Origin of the sequence: Streptomyces sp. NPDC058877, assembly GCF_042742855.1 — a bacterium.
Taxonomy (GTDB): domain Bacteria; phylum Actinomycetota; class Actinomycetes; order Streptomycetales; family Streptomycetaceae; genus Streptomyces.
This window is the reverse complement of the sequence record NZ_JBHYMF010000011.1, coordinates 1-16,443: the sequence shown is the minus strand read 5'-3', so window position 1 is coordinate 16,443 and position 16,443 is coordinate 1. Positions and strand designations below refer to the sequence as shown.

Annotated in this window: 14 protein-coding genes; 9 read left to right on the top strand and 5 right to left on the bottom strand. The window is 71.8% G+C overall.

What is annotated here, in order from left to right:
* Nucleotides 1-62 precede the first annotated feature (62 nt).
* The 3 genes from ACFW2Y_RS04620 (at nt 63) to ACFW2Y_RS04610 (ending at nt 2,908) form a co-directional block, all read left to right on the top strand.
* The gene (locus tag ACFW2Y_RS04620; RefSeq protein WP_384873476.1) at nt 63-1,028 is read left to right on the top strand and encodes a hypothetical protein; all 966 of its coding nucleotides are present in this window, start codon (nt 63-65) and stop codon (nt 1,026-1,028) included.
* Nucleotides 1,029-1,079: 51 nt separating this feature from the next.
* On the top strand, nt 1,080-1,772 hold the full coding sequence (locus ACFW2Y_RS04615; protein WP_384873473.1) for a copper homeostasis protein CutC: 693 nt from the start codon (nt 1,080-1,082) through the stop codon (nt 1,770-1,772).
* Nucleotides 1,773-1,990: 218 nt separating this feature from the next.
* Nucleotides 1,991-2,908 carry an aminoglycoside phosphotransferase family protein gene (locus ACFW2Y_RS04610; protein WP_384873470.1) on the top strand — a complete coding sequence of 306 codons (918 nt, stop codon included), beginning with the start codon at nt 1,991-1,993 and terminating at the stop codon, nt 2,906-2,908.
* A gap of 138 nt (nt 2,909-3,046) precedes the next feature.
* Here ACFW2Y_RS04610 and ACFW2Y_RS04605 read toward each other — a convergent pair whose 3' ends face one another.
* Nucleotides 3,047-5,086: a HelD family protein gene (locus tag ACFW2Y_RS04605; protein WP_384873596.1), complete on the bottom strand. Its 2,040-nt coding sequence runs from the start codon at nt 5,084-5,086 to the stop codon at nt 3,047-3,049.
* 210 nt (nt 5,087-5,296) lie between these two features.
* Between ACFW2Y_RS04605 and ACFW2Y_RS04600 the strand changes: the two genes are divergently transcribed.
* Nucleotides 5,297-5,500, top strand: a complete 204-nt coding sequence (locus ACFW2Y_RS04600; protein ID WP_384873467.1) for a hypothetical protein — start codon at nt 5,297-5,299, stop codon at nt 5,498-5,500.
* A 3-nt stretch (nt 5,501-5,503) separates the two neighbouring features.
* Here ACFW2Y_RS04600 and ACFW2Y_RS04595 read toward each other — a convergent pair whose 3' ends face one another.
* Together ACFW2Y_RS04595 and ACFW2Y_RS04590 are read right to left on the bottom strand one after the other, a co-directional pair.
* Nucleotides 5,504-7,144, bottom strand: coding sequence for a DNA repair helicase XPB (locus tag ACFW2Y_RS04595; protein ID WP_384873464.1), 1,641 nt, complete (start codon nt 7,142-7,144; stop codon nt 5,504-5,506).
* 112 nt (nt 7,145-7,256) lie between these two features.
* The gene (locus ACFW2Y_RS04590; RefSeq protein WP_384873461.1) at nt 7,257-9,893 is read right to left on the bottom strand and encodes a helicase-associated domain-containing protein; all 2,637 of its coding nucleotides are present in this window, start codon (nt 9,891-9,893) and stop codon (nt 7,257-7,259) included.
* 72 nt (nt 9,894-9,965) lie between these two features.
* Here ACFW2Y_RS04590 and ACFW2Y_RS04585 point away from each other — a divergent pair, with 72 nt between their 5' ends.
* A complete protein-coding gene (locus tag ACFW2Y_RS04585; protein ID WP_384873458.1) occupies nt 9,966-11,021 on the top strand; it encodes a hypothetical protein in 1,056 nt (351 codons plus the stop codon).
* Between the two features lie 101 nt (nt 11,022-11,122).
* Nucleotides 11,123-11,746 carry an HAD family hydrolase gene (locus ACFW2Y_RS04580; protein WP_384873455.1) on the top strand — a complete coding sequence of 208 codons (624 nt, stop codon included), beginning with the start codon at nt 11,123-11,125 and terminating at the stop codon, nt 11,744-11,746.
* Here the strand turns inward: ACFW2Y_RS04580 and ACFW2Y_RS04575 are convergent.
* Nucleotides 11,734-12,012, bottom strand: coding sequence for a hypothetical protein (locus ACFW2Y_RS04575; RefSeq protein WP_384873450.1), 279 nt, complete (start codon nt 12,010-12,012; stop codon nt 11,734-11,736). The genes ACFW2Y_RS04580 and ACFW2Y_RS04575 overlap by 13 nt on opposite strands.
* Before the next feature lie 188 nt (nt 12,013-12,200).
* Between ACFW2Y_RS04575 and ACFW2Y_RS04570 the strand changes: the two genes are divergently transcribed.
* The 3 genes from ACFW2Y_RS04570 to ACFW2Y_RS04560 all read left to right on the top strand — a co-directional run bounded on the left by ACFW2Y_RS04570 (nt 12,201) and on the right by ACFW2Y_RS04560 (nt 15,802).
* The gene (locus ACFW2Y_RS04570; protein WP_384873447.1) at nt 12,201-13,865 is read left to right on the top strand and encodes a recombinase family protein; all 1,665 of its coding nucleotides are present in this window, start codon (nt 12,201-12,203) and stop codon (nt 13,863-13,865) included.
* Between the two features lie 190 nt (nt 13,866-14,055).
* Nucleotides 14,056-15,270 (top strand): helix-turn-helix domain-containing protein, encoded by a 1,215-nt coding sequence (locus ACFW2Y_RS04565; protein WP_384873444.1) that lies wholly within the window; start codon nt 14,056-14,058, stop codon nt 15,268-15,270.
* A gap of 124 nt (nt 15,271-15,394) precedes the next feature.
* On the top strand, nt 15,395-15,802 hold the full coding sequence (locus tag ACFW2Y_RS04560; RefSeq protein WP_384873441.1) for a DUF6415 family natural product biosynthesis protein: 408 nt from the start codon (nt 15,395-15,397) through the stop codon (nt 15,800-15,802).
* Nucleotides 15,803-16,165: 363 nt separating this feature from the next.
* Here ACFW2Y_RS04560 and ACFW2Y_RS04555 read toward each other — a convergent pair.
* Nucleotides 16,166-16,443: hypothetical protein (locus ACFW2Y_RS04555; RefSeq protein ID WP_384873438.1), on the bottom strand; the 278-nt coding region annotated here is incomplete at its 5' end.

Below are 16,443 nucleotides of genomic sequence, written 5' to 3'. Positions count from 1 at the left end.
GGGTATGGTGAAGTGCATCGGGCGACCGGATGCCCATGTCACCCACGTACGGGAGAGCAGTCATGAACACCGGAGTGAAGATCACTGCCTTTGCCGCCGCGCTCGCCGCGACCTTCGGGACCGCGTACGGGGTCGGCAAGGGCGTCGGCCCCGTCGCGGAGCCGGAGAAGGCCGAGCACGGCGAACACGCGGCGCCTGCGCCGCGGGAGACGGCGGCGGACGGCCATGCGGGGCACGGAGAGGAGGGTGCGGGGGCCGCCGAGGCCCTGCCGGGCGGCCTCCAGGTCTCGGAAGCCGGCTACACCCTGGCCCTGGACACCCCCACCCCCGCCCCCGGCCGGAGCACCCTGAGCTTCTCCATCAAGGACACGGCCGGCAAGAAGGTCACCGCCTTCGCCACCGAGCACGGCAAGGAACTCCACTTCATCGTCGCCTCGCGCGACCTCACCACCTTCCGCCACCTGCACCCGGTGAAGGCCCCCGACGGCACCTGGTCGGTGGACGCCGACCTGCCGGCCGCCGGCGGCTACAAGGCCTTCGCCGACTTCAAGCCCGCCGCCCCCGGCGCGCAGGGGGTCACCCTCGGTGCGGACCTCGCGGTGCCGGGCGCGTACGCCCCGAAGCCGCTGCCCCCCGTCGCCCCGACCGCGACGGTCGACGGCTACCAGGTCCGGCTGGGCGGCACGCTCGACCCCGGCAGGGCGGGCGAGCTGAAGCTCACCGTCACCAAGGGGGGTGAGCCGGTCACCGACCTGGAGCCCTACCTCGGCGCGTACGGACACCTCGTCGCCCTCCGGGACGGCGACCTGGCCTATCTCCACGTGCACCCCAACGAGGGCGGCCCCGGCCCGGACGTCTCCTTCACCGCGACGGCGCCCAGTGCGGGCACGTACCGGCTGTTCCTCGACTTCCAGCACGGGGGCGAGGTCCACACGGCCGCCTTCACGGTCACGGCGGGCGCATCCGATCGGGCGCCGGTCGCCACGCCCGGGGCCACGCACGGTGCGGCGGGGCACGCGCACGGCTAATCTGTTCATTGGACTAGACCTGTAGCCGTCATTCATGGAGGAATGGGCTCGATGAGCAACCGTGCAGTCCTTGAGGTGATCGCCCTCGACGAGGAAGACGCGGTCGCTGCCCAGACCGGTGGCGCCGACCGCCTCGAACTCGTCACCGACATGGCGGCGGACGGGCTCACCCCGTCCACGGCGTCCTTCACCGCCGTCCGGGCCGCCGTCGACATCCCGCTGCGCGTGATGCTCCGCCTCGGCGACGGCTTCGCCCCCGGTGACGTCGACGCCCTGGTGGCGCGCGCCTCGGAGCTCCGCGCGGCCGGCGCCGACGAGTTCGTCCTCGGCTTCCTCACCCCCGACGGCGAGCCGGACCTGGTCGCGGTGGAGCGCCTGGTCGCCGTCCTCGACGGCTGCCGCTGGACCTTCCACCGGGCGATCGACCGGGCCGCCGACCGCGACGGGCTCCGCAAGGCGCTCGCCGACCTCCCCGGCCTCGACACCTATCTGACGGCCGGTGCCGCCACCGGCGTCGACGACGGCCTCCACACCCTGAAGGCCGAGGCCGCCCGCGCGGGCGAGCCGGGGTACGAGCCCCAGATCCTGGTGGGCGGCGGCCTCCGCCTCGACCACCTGCCGACCCTCCGCGCGGACGGCCTCACCGCCTTCCACATCGGTGGCGCGGCCCGCCCCCGGGGCTGGGCCGCCCCGGTCTCCGCGGAAGCGGTCCGCACCTGGCGTGAGGCGCTGGACGCGCCGTAGGCCCGGACGGCGGGACGCCCGTACGGGGGAGCGGCCGCCGTGCCACCCGCCGACAGGGCGGACGCCGGCGCCCCTGCCGGAGCGGACGCCGGCGCCCCGCTCACGGGCACCCGCCCGGCGTTCCCCACCGGGGCGGCCCCCCGGGCTCCCGCCCGAGCGCCCGCCCCGCTCCGAAAACCCGTGGCCCCCAAGAGGAGGCGACGGCTAGCCTCCCGCGCATGCCGACTCCCGCCGTCGACGCCGCGCTCGTCGCACGACTGATCGCCGCACAGTTCCCCCACTGGGCGGGGCTCCCCGTCCGGGCGGTGGACTCCGCCGGCACCGACAACGCCATGTTCCGGCTCGGCGAGGAGTACGCCGTCCGGCTGCCCAAGGCCGAGTGGGCGGCGGACCAGGCCGAGAAGGAACAGCGCTGGCTGCCCCACCTCGCCCCGCACCTGCCCCTCCCCGTGCCCGCGCCCGTCGGCCACGGCGTGCCGGGGGCGGGCTACGAGCGGGCGTGGTCGGTGTTCCGCTGGCTGGACGGGGCCGACGCCCATCGCGCCCCGATCGCCGATCTCACTGGCGCCGCAGGGGAGTTGGGGAGGTTCGTGCACTCCCTGCGCGGCATCGACGCCAGCGGCGGCCCCGACTCCTCCCGGGGCGGGCCGGTCACCGAGTGGGAGGAGGGCGGCATGCCCGCGGCGATCCGTGCCCTCGGCGCCGACGGCACGCTCGACCCCGCCCGGACCACGGACGCCTGGGAATCGGTGCTCCGGCTCCCCCAGTGGGACGGCCCGCCCGTCTGGATCCACGGCGACCTGCTCCCCGGAAACCTCCTCACCCGTGACGGCCGCCTGCACTCCGTCATCGACTTCGGCTGCCTCGGCACCGGCGATCCGGCCTGCGACATGATGCCCGCCTGGTCGCTCCTCACCCCGGACACCAGACCCCTCTTCCGCGAGGCCGCGCGGGTCGACGACGCCACCTGGGCGCGCGGCCGGGGCTGGGCCCTGTGCTGGGGCGTCATGACCGAGCACCACTACCGGGGGAAGAACCCCGTGCTGGCCGCCGTCGCCCGCCGCACCTGGTCACAGGCGCTCCCCGAGTTCGCCCGCCGGACGGCCGGTGGGCAGGTCCCCGGCGGTCTCGACTAGGGCGCCCGACGGAGGTCCCGACCGGCCCCCGCGCGGTCCGCGACGCCGGCCCGCGCCGGGTCACCCACCCGCGGTCCGGCGCGGTGCGGTCCGGCGCGGTGCGGTGCGGTGCGGTGCGGTGCGGTGCGCCGACGGTGCTCATGCCGCACCCAGCGGGGCCGGGAGCGGCGCCGCATGGACGATCGTGAGGCCCGACACGGCACGGGTCAGCGCCACGTAGAGCCGTCGCAGGCCGGTCCGCTCGTCCGGCTCGCCGTCGACGACCGCTGCCGGCTCGTCCAGGACCACGTAGTCGTACTCCAGGCCCTTCGCTAGCGAGGCCGGGACCAGGGTGAGCCGGGACTCGGCCGTGGTCTCCTCGCCGGGGGAGAGGTGCGCCAGGCCGGCCGCCGTCAGCGCCTCCGCGAGCGGCGCGATCCGGGCGTCGGCGGCGATCAGGCCGATCGAGCCCTCGTGCGCCAGTGCGGCGACGCAGGCCGCGACCACGTCCTCGTCCAGGGCTTCGCTGGGGCGGACCTCCAGGGAGCCCGGGTTCTCCCGCACGGACTCCACCGGGGCGAGCCCCGGCGACATGTGCGGAAGCAGCCGCGAGGCGTACGCGATCACCTCGCGCGGCACGCGGAAGCCGGCGGTCAGCTCCTCCACCAGCGCTCCCGGCTTCCCCAGGTGGTCGAGGGCCCGTGCCCAACTCTCGGTCGCCCAGGGCGTCGTGCCCTGTGCCAGGTCCCCCAGGACGGTCGCCGAACCCGTCGTGCAGCGACGGCCCACCGCCCGGTACTGCATCGGGGACAGGTCCTGCGCCTCGTCGAGCACCACGTGCCCGAGCGAGTGCGTCCGCTCCACCAGGTCCTTCGCCTCGTCGACGAGGACGGCGTCCGCCGCCGACCACTTCGCGCTCCGCACGCTCCGGGCCGGCTTCGCCCACAGCAACAGCTTCTGTTCGTCCTCGGTGAGCAGCCCCTCGGCCTGTTCCGCGAGGAAGTCGGCGTCACCCAGCAGCCGCAGCACCAGCTTCGCGGGATCGACGGGCGGCCAGCACTCCTTCACCAGGGCCTTCACCGCCGCGTTCCGCGCGACCGCGTTCTGCACCCGGTCGTCAGGGGCCTCGCCCGCCGCCTCCATCCGCACCAGGACGGCGTGCGCGATGCGCTGGGGAAGGGCTTCGTGGGCAGCGCCGTACCGGATGTCCCGGTCCAGCAACTCCCTGACGATCTCCTCCAGTTCATGGGCGGGCACCCGCCAGCGCCGTGAGCCGCGCACCACCGTCAGGGACTCCGTCGGCAGCTTCACGTGCGAGCGGACCGCCCGTCGCAGCAGCTCCGCCATCCGGGCGTCGCCCTTGACGACCGCCGTCGCCGCCCCGTCCGTGCCCCGCACCTCCACGTGCGCGACGAGGTCGTCGACCGTCGCCTGCTGCACCTCCAGCTCGCCGAGCGCGGGCAGCACCTGCTCGATGTAGTGGAGGAAGGAGCGGTTCGGTCCGATGACCAGGGTCCCGGTGCGGGCGAGCCGCTCCCGGTGCGCGTACAGCAGGTACGCGACGCGGTGCAGGCCCACGGCCGTCTTCCCGGTGCCCGGCCCTCCCTGCACGCACACCGTCCCCGACAGGTCGGAGCGGACGATCCCGTCCTGCTCCGGTTGGATCGTCGCCACGATGTCCCGCATCGGGCCGACGCGGGGGCGCTCGATCTCCGCCTGGAGCAGCCGGCTGGTCCGCTCCAGCTCGTCCGGGTCGGACAGGCGCTCGTCCTCGTACGCGGTGAGGTCGCCGCCCGTGTAGCCGAAGCGGCGCCGCAGGCCGATGTCCTGCGGGTCCTTCTTCGACGCCTGGTAGTACGGCTGGGACACCGGTGCCCGCCAGTCGATCACCATCGGGTCGCCCTGGACGTCGTGCACGTGCCGCCGCCCGATGTAGAAGCGCTGTCCCTCCCGGGCGGTCGGCAGGTAGTCGAGCCGCCCGAAGAAGAGCGGGGTGTCGGCGAGGTCGGCCAGCGCCTTGATCCGGTCCTCGATCTGCCGCCCGAGCACCAGGGAGTTGACCCAGTTCGCGGTGACGTCCCGGAGGTCGAGCGCCTCGACGTCCTCCCGCATCGCGCGCAGCGCCGCGCGGGAGGAGGTCAGATGGGCGCGTTCGCGCGCGAGCGGGTCGGATGGGGACACGGTGGAGCCTCCGGGCAGGTGGATACGCGGACACGACGAGGTGGCCGCCGGTTTCCGACCGGGCGGCGGCGCTCCACGGACGGGAGGCGGGGGAGCCGGCAAGTCTAGCTCCGGGCGGCCGTCCCGGCGAACGGCTTTCCCCCTAGGGGGTCGGGTCCGACGCGAGGGGGACCCCGACTCCACCCCTGGGGCGATGTGTAACGAATGTCCGAATTCCATCATGGAGACATGACCACGACGACCTTCCCCCTCGCGACCACCGCCCCCCGCCTCCGCCGCACCGCCCTCGCGCTCCGGGCGATACGCGCCTTCGGCGGCGCGGCCGCCGGCGTCCTCCTCCTCGGCGACCACGGCCCGGCCGGGGTGGGCGTCAAGGACCCCCGCCCCGCGCACCTCCCGGCCCCGGGACGCCTCCCGGCCGCGCGGTCCTGACGCTCAGGACCCCAGCAGTTCGTCCGCGTCCACGATCCGATAGGCATAGCCCTGCTCCGCCAGGAACCGCTGGCGGTGCGCCGCGAAGTCCTGGTCGATCGTGTCCCGCGCCACCACCGAGTAGAAGTGCGCCTGGTGGCCGTCCGCCTTCGGACGCAGCACCCGACCGAGCCGCTGCGCCTCCTCCTGCCGCGAACCGAAGGTGCCCGAAACCTGGATCGCGACCGTCGCCTCCGGCAGGTCGATCGAGAAGTTCGCGACCTTCGACACCACCAGGACGTTGATCTCGCCGTTGCGGAACGCGTCGAAGAGCTTCTCCCGCTGGGCGTTCGACGTCTCGCCCTTGATGACCGGTGCGTCGAGGTGCTCGCCCAGCTCGTCCAACTGGTCGATGTACTGGCCGATGACCAGGATCTGCTGTCCGGCGAACTTCTTCACCAGAGCCTCGGTCACCCGCCGCTTCGTCGCCGTCGTCGCACAGAAGCGGTACTTCTCCTCCGCCTCCGCCGTCGCGTAGGCCAGCCGCTCCGAGTCGGTCAGGTTCACCCGCACCTCGACGCAGTCGGCGGGCGCGATGTACCCCTGAGCCTCGATCTCCTTCCACGGCGCGTCGAACCGCTTCGGCCCGATCAGCGAGAACACGTCCGACTCCCGGCCGTCCTCCCGCACCAGGGTCGCGGTCAGCCCGAGCCGCCGCCGGGCCTGCAGGTCGGCGGTGAACTTGAAGACCGGCGCCGGCAGCAGGTGCACCTCGTCGTACACGATCAGACCCCAGTCACGGGAGTCGAACAGCTCCAGGTGCGGATAGACGCCCTTCCGCCGGGTCGTCAGCACCTGGTACGTGGCGATCGTGACCGGCCGGATCTCCTTCCGCGCCCCGGAGTACTCGCCGATCTCGTCCTCCGTCAGCGAGGTCCGCTTCACCAGCTCGTGCTTCCACTGCCGGGCCGAGACCGTGTTCGTCACCAGGATCAGCGTCGTCGCCTTCGCCTGCGCCATCGCACCGGCGCCGACCAGCGTCTTCCCCGCCCCGCACGGCAGCACCACGACGCCGGAACCGCCGTGCCAGAAGCCGTCGACGGCCTGCTTCTGGTACGGCCGCAGGCTCCAGCCGTCCTCCGCGAGGTCGATCCGGTGCGCCTCCCCGTCCACGTACCCCGCGAGGTCCTCCGCCGGCCAGCCCAGCTTCAGCAGCGTCTGCTTGATCTGCCCGCGCTCGGAGGGGTGCACCGCCACGGTGTCCGCATCGATCCGCGCCCCCACCAGCGGCTGCACCTTCTTCGAGCGGAGGATCTCCTCCAGCACCGGCCGGTCGGTGGTGGTCAGCACCAGCCCGTGCACGGGGTGCTTGGACAGCGTGAGCCGCCCGTACCGCGCCATGGTCTCCGCGACGTCCACGAGCAGTGCGTGCGGCACGGGATACCGCGAGTACTCGACCAGCGCGTCCACCACCTGCTCGGCGTCGTGCCCGGCGGCCCGCGCGTTCCACAGCCCGAGCGGCGTCACCCGGTACGTGTGGATGTGCTCCGGCGCCCGCTCCAACTCCGCGAACGGTGCGATGGCCCGCCGGCACGCCTCGGCGAGCTCGTGGTCGACTTCCAGGAGAAGCGTTTTGTCACTCTGGACGATGAGTGGCCCATTCACGTGCGATCAGGTCCTTCCGGCGCCCGGCCGTTCCCGTAACGGCCAATCCTCCAGTGTGCCGCATGGCCGCTCCCCGGGCGCCCGGCCCGGAGGCGCGGGCCCCGGACGGCCCTCACACCTGGTCGTCCGCCAGCTCCGCCACCCCGGTGATCCGGTGCAGCGGGTACGTGCGCATCCCGTCCGCCGTGTGGTCGTAACCCGTCACGAAACCGCCCTCCACGCGGACCGGGGCGATCACCCGCTGGCTCGCCGCACCCTCCGCGTTGACGTAGCCGATCCACACCGCCGAACCGGTCAGCGCGGCGGCCTGCACGGTGGCCAGGGTCTCGGCCGCGGAGGTCCGGGGGAGGTCACCCGCCGCCACCGGGGCCGCGGGCTCCTTCTTGACCGCCGTCGCCGCCCGGTCGCCCGCCCGGATCGCCTTCACCGCCGCGCCGAGCAAGGTCGCATCGGGCGCCGGCGGCCCGTCGGTGACCGGCACCGGGACCCTCCGGGCCGGCGTGCGGTACGCATCGGCACGGGTGATCAGGACGTCGCCCTCGGCGGACTCGGCGGCCGGTGCGTACCCCATCGCCCGCAACCCCTCCAGCAGCGACGTCGGGTCTGTCTGCGCGGCCAGCACCGTCGGCGCCAGCCGGCGCAGACCCAGGGCGGTGGAGCGCCGGTCCGCCAGGATCTCCCCGAGGACCGCGTCGTCGTCACAGCGCACGTAGGCCGAGGCCGCACCGATCCGCAGATGGCCGTGGCGCCTCGCCACGTCGTCGATCAAGTACGCCAGCGGCTGCGGCAACGGCGTGCGGGAGTGCGCGGTGAGGAAGTCGCGCAGCTCGGACGCCGACCGCCCGGAGTCCAGCGCCCGGCGCACGGAACCGGGCGTGAACCGGTAGACCGTCGCACCACCCTTCGATTCCACGTCCGCAAGGACCGCGAGCGCGTCCGCGAGCGGCCGCTGCAGCGGTCCCGGCGCGACGGCCGTCAGATCGGCCTGGAGCAGGACGTGGTCGACCGCCTCGGGGAGCAAGGGCGCGAGCAGCGTCGCCGCCCGCCCGGCGGCCACCGACAGCTCCACCCCACCGCCGTGGTCACCGGCGGGCGCGGCCTCCGCGAGCGGCAGGTTCAGCAGCGCCCGGGCGGGGGCGGCCAGGGCGCCCCGACCGGTGAGCCCGAGCAGCTCGGCCTCGGCGAGCGTCCAGCGCGCGAGCCGGGACCGCAGGTCGTCCGGCGCCCCGGGCCCGGAGCCGTCGGAACCGACCGCTCCGTCCGGACCCGCACCGGCCACCGCCCCGCGCGCCCCGCCGCCGGACCCGCCCGCACCCGCGCCGCCCACCGGCCGCGGCGGCCCTCCCGCAGCGGCACCCCGCAGCGGCCGCTCCCAACGGAGCCGGGCGAACAAGGTCTCGGGGTCGACCGCGGCGCCTGGCGGCAGGGTCGCGAGCAGTTCGAGGACCCGGTGGCGGACCTCCGGCGCCGGCGCACGGTCCAGGTCCGGACCGAGCGCGGCCAAGGTGCGCCCCTTCGCGTCCTGCCCGCCGACCAGACCCGCCGTACGGGTCGCGACGAGCCAGGACGAGACGAGTCGGGCCCAGCGCTCGGCCGGCGGCAGGTCCAGCCAGTCGTCGTAGGCCGGCGTCGGCGCGTACCGCTCGTCGGCCTCGCCGTCCGAGGCGAGCAGCCCCGCCCCGAAGCACAGCTCCAGCCAGAACGCGGCGAGCTGCTCCGTCACGTCCAGGGCCGCCGCGGTCCGCTTGAGGTCCCGCACCGACATCCCGCCCGCCCGCAGCACCTGCGGGCCGCCCTGCTCCCAGGACTTCAGCAGCTCCTCGACCGCCGCGAGCGCCGCGTGCGCCTGCCCGGCGGCTGCCGCGTCCACCACCTGGGGACGGTAGTCGCGCGCCGCCCCCACCGGGGGCGCCACCGGTTCCGGCGTCCGGTGCGCCCGGCCGCCCCGCAGGTGCAGGGCCACCTCGCGCGGCAGCACCATCGTCCGCGGCGACACCGGAAGCAACAGCCCCCGGTCGCGCAGCCAGCCCACCGGCGGCGCCGGGTTCGCCGTCACCTCGCCGTACGGCGGACCCCACACCAGCCGGTCCAACACCGCCAGCGCCTCCGGGGGCGCCCCGTCGAGCAGCGCACCCATCCGGGACCGGTCCGTGAACAACTCAGTCAACGCCGCCACCGCCGACACCGGATCGTGCGTCGCCGCCAGCCCGGCCGTCGCGAGGATCTCCTGCACCCGGCCCGGCGACATCCCCGCCGTCGCCTCCGCCACCGTCGGCCCGAGCCCGGTCGGCGAGGGGTGCTGCGCCGAGGGCGCGAGCAGCTCCCGCGCGGTCCGCACCAGCCGCAGCCGGTCGTCCTCGCCCCACACCAGGGCCTGCTCGCGCAGCAGCGCCACCGCACCCGGCAGCGCCGCCTCGATCTCCGGATCACCCTCCGCGCCGGTGAACAGCGCCAGGAGCACGGGGTACGGGACCGGGTCCGGTGCCACCGCCAGCGCTTCGGCCGTTTGGAGGGCGAACCGGTCGAGCCGCTCCAGGGCCCGCACCACCGAGCCCCGGGTGCCGGCACGGGTCGCCAACTGCGTCAGGTCGTTCGGAACCGGGTTCAGCAGATCGGGGCGGGCCCGCAGCAGCGCGGAGAGTCCCTCGTCGCCCCGGGCGCGCAGCGCCTCCGCAAGCGTGCGGGGCGCCGTGCCGGCGCCGGTTTCCTCGGGCACGTGCGCCTCCCGGTCGAGCTCACCGATCCCCATCCGGACCACGTTAACCGCTGCACAGGCGCTAACGTCGGGCCGTACCGGGCGAACCGGCCGTGGAGGGGCACCGTGGGGATCGAGAGCGACCAGTTGGTCTACGACTACCTGAGCAGGGTCGGCGATCTGGCACAACAACGGCACCTGCCGGCGAACGACCGGATGCAACTGGTGTCCGGGCTCCGCAACGAGATCGACCGACGGCGCGCCACGCACGGCGGGGAGAGCCCCGCGGCGGTCCGGGGCATCCTCGGCGACCTGGGCACGCCCGACGAGGTCGTGGACCGGGCGGGACCCCCGCGCGGCGGCGTGCCGCAGCCGCGCGGGAAGGACGGCGGGGGCGGCCGGGGGAGCGGAACCCGCTCCGCGGCCGACGGCCCCGTGCCCGCCGGACCGGCCCCCGGCGCGCCGAAGACGGTGATCCCGGCCCAGGACGAGCGGGGCCCGGACGGCCGGGGCACCACCGGCGACGGTGGCCCGGGCGTGGCAGCCCCGGGCCGGGACGACCGGGGCTCCGGCCCCGCCCGCCCCGGATCGGACCGCGCGGCGGACTGGTGGCTGGCGGATCCCGACGCCGACGCCGACGGGGTGCCCGGTTTCGTCGGCGGCGTCGAACGCCCCGAGCTGTTCGCGCCCCCCGCTGCCGAGGAGGACCGGGACGGGGCGACCGAGGAGCCCGCAGCGGGGAGGGGCCGTCGCCTCGCCCGCGTGCTCCGGCTCCGCAAGGCCCCGCAGGCCCCGCCCCCGGCCGCCGAGCCGGAGGAGGCACCGGCGGCCCCCCGCCGGGCCCGCCTCACGAACCCCTTCGTCCTCCTCGCCGCACTGCTCCTCCTCGCCGGCGCCGTCTTCGGCTCGCTGATCGCCCTGGCGGCGGGCTGGCTCCTCGCCTACGCCTCCCGCCGGCTCACCCCCGCCGAGGCCAAGGGTGCGGTCCTGGTGATCCCCGGGCTGGCCGCGGCGACCGGGGCGGCCTGGTTGTGGGGTCGCGTCGAGGGCCGCTGGGGCGCCCCGGTGGGCCCGGGCGGCGAGGCGATGGGCGCGGCGATCTCCGAGACCTGGCCGTGGGTCCTGCGGAGCGCGGCGATCGCCTCCGCCCTGTTCCTGGTCTGGCGCTCCCGCAGGCGCTGAGCCCGCCGACCCGGCGCGGCGCCCGCCCCGCGCCCCGGAGTTCCTCCCGGGGACGGCACCCGGGGCGCGGGTCCGGGACGCGGGTTCACCAGAATGGCCGTATGGCGACCACCTCGAAGAACTCCCCCACCGTCGGCTTCGACCTCGACCTGACCCTGCTCGACACCCGCCCCGGTATCAAGGCCGCCTTCGTGGCCTTCTCCGCCGAGACGGGCGTGCCGATCGACGCCGACCTCGTCGTGACCCGTCTCGGCCCGCCCCTGGAGCAGGAGATGGCCCACTGGTTCCCCGCGGAGCACATCACGGAGATGGTGGCCCGCTACCGGGCGCTCTACCCCTCGTACGCCATCGAACCGACCGTGCCGATGCCCGGGGCCCGGGACGCGATCGAGGCCGTCCGCGAGGCCGGCGGGCGCACGATCGTGGTCACCGCGAAGAACGGTCCGCACGCCGAACTGCACCTCGCGCACCTCGGCATCGAGCCGGACGCGGTCGTCGGCGGCCTGTGGGCCGAGGGCAAGGCGGAGGCGCTGCGCGCACACGGTGCCGGGGTGTACGTCGGCGACCACGTCGGCGACGTCCGGGGCGCCGCCACGGCGGGCGCCCTCTCGGTGGCCGTCGCGACCGGCCCGTGTCCCGCGGAGGAACTGCGTGCGGCGGGCGCCGACGTGGTCCTCCCCGACCTGACGGATTTCCGCCCGTGGTGGGAGGGCTACCGCGGCTGAGCCGCCCCGGCCGCGCCCTGCCGGGCCTGTCGGCGCTGGGCCGCGATCGACCGCAGGACCCCGGCGGCGGCCACCAGGAAGCCCACCCCCATCAGCATCGACACGGTGTACGCGAGGGTGGGGAACGGGTCCGTCCCGAGGAACAGCGGGGCCACGGTGACCAGCGTCGCGACCGCACCGATCGCGAACAGGATCACGCCGGCCTTCACGAGGCCGTCACCGGGGGCGCCGTCGTCCACCGGTCCGGCGGGGGTTTCACTACGCATCCCGCCAGGGTAGTTCCCAGGCCGGAGGAACTCATCGGCGGCGGCCCGTCTCCGGCCTCCTGACCATTAGCCTGGTGCCGGCGGGTCGACCGACCCGCCGTTTGCCATCCCCAGCGACGAGGACGAAGGTGCCTACCAGCAAGGTCAAGTGGGTCACCTAGGCACACAGAGAGCGCTACGCTCCTGCCATGACGCCTGGTCTGCGCTACCTAGCCTGTCTCCGCCCGTCTGCTGACTCTGACGGCTCCACGTCCATCGACTGGCAGCGTGGCGTCATCCGCCACCACGTCAGCTCTCCCCATCTGTCCGGCGTCCTGGTCGGGGAGGCCGAGGACACCGACGTGTCAGGCTCCATGAGCCCCTTCAAGCGCCCCAAGCTCGGATGCTGGCTCACGTCCCGAGCCGATGAGTTCGACGTGATCATTGCGGCGAAGATGGACCGACTCACCCGTCGCTCCATGCACTTCAACGAACTGTTGGAGTGGGCGCAGGAGCACGGGAAGTACATCGTCTGCGTGGAAGAGGGGTTCGACCTCTCCACCCCCCAGGGGAAGATGATGGCCCGGATGACGGCCGTGTTCGCTGAGGCTGAGTGGGACACGATCCAGGCACGCATCCTCAACGGCGTACAGAGCCGCCTGGAGAACCGTTCATGGCTGACAGGCGCTCCGCCTACCGGCTACAGCATCAAGGCCGTAGAGGGTGGCAAGCGGAAGGTTCTGGAGATTGACCAGGACTTCCACCCCTACGTAGAAGAGATCTTCCGGCGTGTCCGTGGGGGACAGTCCACTCACCGTATCGCCCGTGACTTCAATTTCCGTGGCGTACTCACCTGGGGCGATCACCTGCGAAAGGTGAAGGGGGAGGAGACCAAGGGGACGCAGTGGCAGTCAACCATCATCAATAAATTCATCCGGTCTTCCTGGGTTCCGGGGATCTACACCTATAAGGGTGAAGCAATCCTGGATGATGATGGGGAAATGGTCATCCTCCCGGAAAAGCCGTTGGCGACAATGGATGAGTGGACGGATTTGGTGGACCGGATTAAACCCACCCCTAAAGCGGAAGGAGCGGAAAGCCGCACAGGTGGTAAGAGTCTCCTTTCTGGAATTGCTCGATGCGGAGAATGTGATTCTCCGGTGACTTCCCTCATGGGTTCTGGACACACCAGGAAAGACGGAACGAAGGTACCCGGACACAGGTATTACCGCTGCTCCAACAAGTTCAAGGGCGGTAACTGCTCCACTGGTCTCTACGTCCGTGCTGACGTGCTCGACACGTGGGTTGACCAGGAGGTTCTGGGAAGCGTCGGCACCTGGGACATGTACGAGAGGGCAGGCGTAGGGCCCTCTCGGGCTCGGGAACTCCAGTCCGCTAAGGCGCGCCTGGAAAAGCTGGAAGGTGACTTCCTGGCAGGCGTATACGACGGAGAGGGACAGGAAGAGTCCTATCACCGTATGCACAAGAGCCTGTCGGCAAAGGTGGCTCTCCTGGAAAAGCAGGAAGCAGAGAGGGCTAACCCTGCCATCAAGGCCACGGGTAAGAAGTACGGGGAAGTCTGGAAAAGCAAAGACCAGAAAGACCGCAGGGAATTCCTGCGCACCTATGGTGTAAAGCTCTGGGCATGGGCTGACGCAATCCCGAATGCGGGGCTGGGCACAGTCATTGACCTCGGAGACATTAAGACCATGGCGCAAGAATTGGGCCTGGGTAAGGAAGGGGGAATGGATAAGCTCGTGATGGGTCAGAATGTGCCGGGACATTGGACGAATCCCGAATCATGGGAGTTCATTAAAGAGCCGGTCCCCGATAGCATGGTAAAGCTATTCGAGGGATACGGAGGGGGTGTATAAGGTAAAGCCTCGCAGAAATGCAGGGCTTTATTGTTTAAGTGGGTTCGATTCACAATAAAGACCCCCCATCTTTACCGATCAAAATTGAATTCGGGGTGGTCTAGTCGCGCGGGTGCCTTGCGCCCCCAGGGGGTAGGGCAGTAGCCCCGAACCCTGATGTGCGGGGGAGGAGTCGGCGTACGGTGTCGGCGTGACGACCGAAGACCCGGGGAAGACCCTGCGCCGTCTGCGCCGTCTGGCCGGACTGACACAGGAAGAGCTGTCAGAGCGCTCCAACGTCTCCGTGGACGTGATCAGACAGCTAGAGCAGCGGCGCAAGCACTCCGCACGTCTGCCCACGCTTCACGCCCTGGCGAACGGGCTTGGGGTGGAGCTGACGACGCTCCTCGGTGATCCTCCTGCGGTCTCGTCCAAGGGAGAGACGGACGGCCCTAAGTTCGTAGCGATGCGCCGGGCGATCATGCCCGCGCTCTGGGGACCCGAGCCGCAACCGCCGGCCTCTGACTTCTCCATGGACTCCCTGCGGGAGCAGATCGCAGAGGGGTGGACGCGCTATCACGCTGCTGAGTTCGACTCTGTGATGGATGCTCTGCCCTCTCTGATCGGGGACGCTCGCTCTGTCACGGCCTCTGCCGACAAGGAGCAGCAGGGGGAAGGGTTCGCAGCTCTGGGCAAGGCTCTGCAACTGGCCGGACACGTAGCTGTGCGCATGGGGAAGACAGACCTAGCGCTGATCAGTCTTGAACGGGCGATAGACGCTGCTGCCCAGTCCTCCAACCCGCTGCTCCTGCCCATGCTCGTGAACTCCACTGCGTGGACGTACCAGAGGCAGGGGCGCCTGGAAGACGCCCTGGCTATCGCCCTACGGGCTGCGGACGACATGAAGAGCGCAGGGAACGCAGAGACCGCAGACGGGCTCAAGGTCTGGGGCGGACTGACGATGAGCGCGGCTACGTCAGCAGCCAGGAGCGGTGACTATGACCGCGCTGCGGACCTCATGGAGCGGGCGGAGAAAGAAGCCGCACGGGTCTCCAAGCTCCCTGAGGGCGGAGACAGCCGCATGGTGAGCGTGTTCAGTCCGTCGTCGGTCCGTATCGAGCGTGTACGTCTCGCTGTCCAGTACGGCCACCCGGAAGACGCGTTGGCTCTAGCCAAGGGAATGCGCCTGAGGAAGGACACTCCGCCGTCCTGGCGTACGTGGCTGCTCCTGGACGTGGCGCGTGCCCATACGGACACCGGGGATGCTGCCGGGGCGGTCAAGACTCTGGAGTCCCTGCGGAAGGTGGCGCCCACGTGGATGCAACACCACACGTTGGCTGTCGCGATCGTCCGTGACCTGTGGTCGCTCCCCAACCATCCTCCGGGGCTGCGGTCGTTGGCTGAGTTCCTGGGAGTCGTCAGCTAAGCGACCAGAACTAGGACGTTGCGTCCCTGTAAGCGATCACGCCAACTCGATTGCATGAGAGGTCAAGCGCTCCGGCGACCGCGCGAACGGCCCCGGAGCTTGGCCGACTGCAAGGAGTCGACACGTGAACGCTACCGCGCACGGCACAGCGGAACAGGTCCCGGAGCAGACGATCCCGCTCGACGTCCAGACGATGCGTCAGACGGCCCTGAGAGCACTCAGGAAGGACTCGGAGAACCTGTCCCAGGAAGAGCTGAGCAGCCTCACTCAGGCGCTCCGGGGAATGCTCATGCTGGCTATCCCTGAGGTGACCGCAGCAGCCGACAGGTACCCCCAGGGAGACATGCCCCGTGTGTGCGCCCTGGTGGGCGTAGAGGAAGCCTCACGGCATCTCAGGGCCCGTTCCGTGCCCGCTGATTCCCCGTGGGCTCTCCGGCAGGCTCAGAGGCTCGCACGGTCCGTCATGGCGCTCACCGACCACTACGTGAACCTGGGTGGTCCCGACTCCGCGAACCTGGGCGGGCAGGCGTGAGCCAGGCGCTCTTCTACTGCCGTGGCTGCGAGGGTGTGATCACGGAGGAAGCTGACGCGGTGTTCCTGTGGCACGAGCCGGGGAGCAGCGGACCGGGAAGGGATGTCTACGCGCACCGTGAGCATGTCCACCAGGTGAAGGAAGACGAGACCGCTATTCGTCTCCTGGCTCGCATCGTCGTAAAGCGCCTGACGTCTCCGGATGCGGAGTGGCGTAAGACTCTCTGATCTCCCAGACATACCGATACCCCCATGCCCTTGTCGGGTGTGGGGGTATCTGCGTAAGCGGAATTAGTCCGTCTCGTTTGTCAGTGGTGGATGGGAGGCTAGAAGCAGCTCGAAATACGAGCCCAACACACCAGTACTACAGCCGGAGATCTTGAGGGTCGGTGATCGGCGGGATCGGCCGGTGGGCGGCCCAGGGTTTTAGGTGGCGGGGCAGCGAGTCGCCGCGTCGTCGGTAGTGGCTGACGGTGGCGCGGGTCTGGTGGAGGCGACGCCAGAAGTCGCAGGCCAGGACGGTTTCGACGGGGTGGTGGGGGTTGGGGCGGCTGGCGGCGAGGCAGTGCCGGATGCTCTGTCGGGAGGGCCGCAGGAGTGGGCCAGGGATCAGCCGGTGGTCTCGCTCTCGCCGTTCACCAG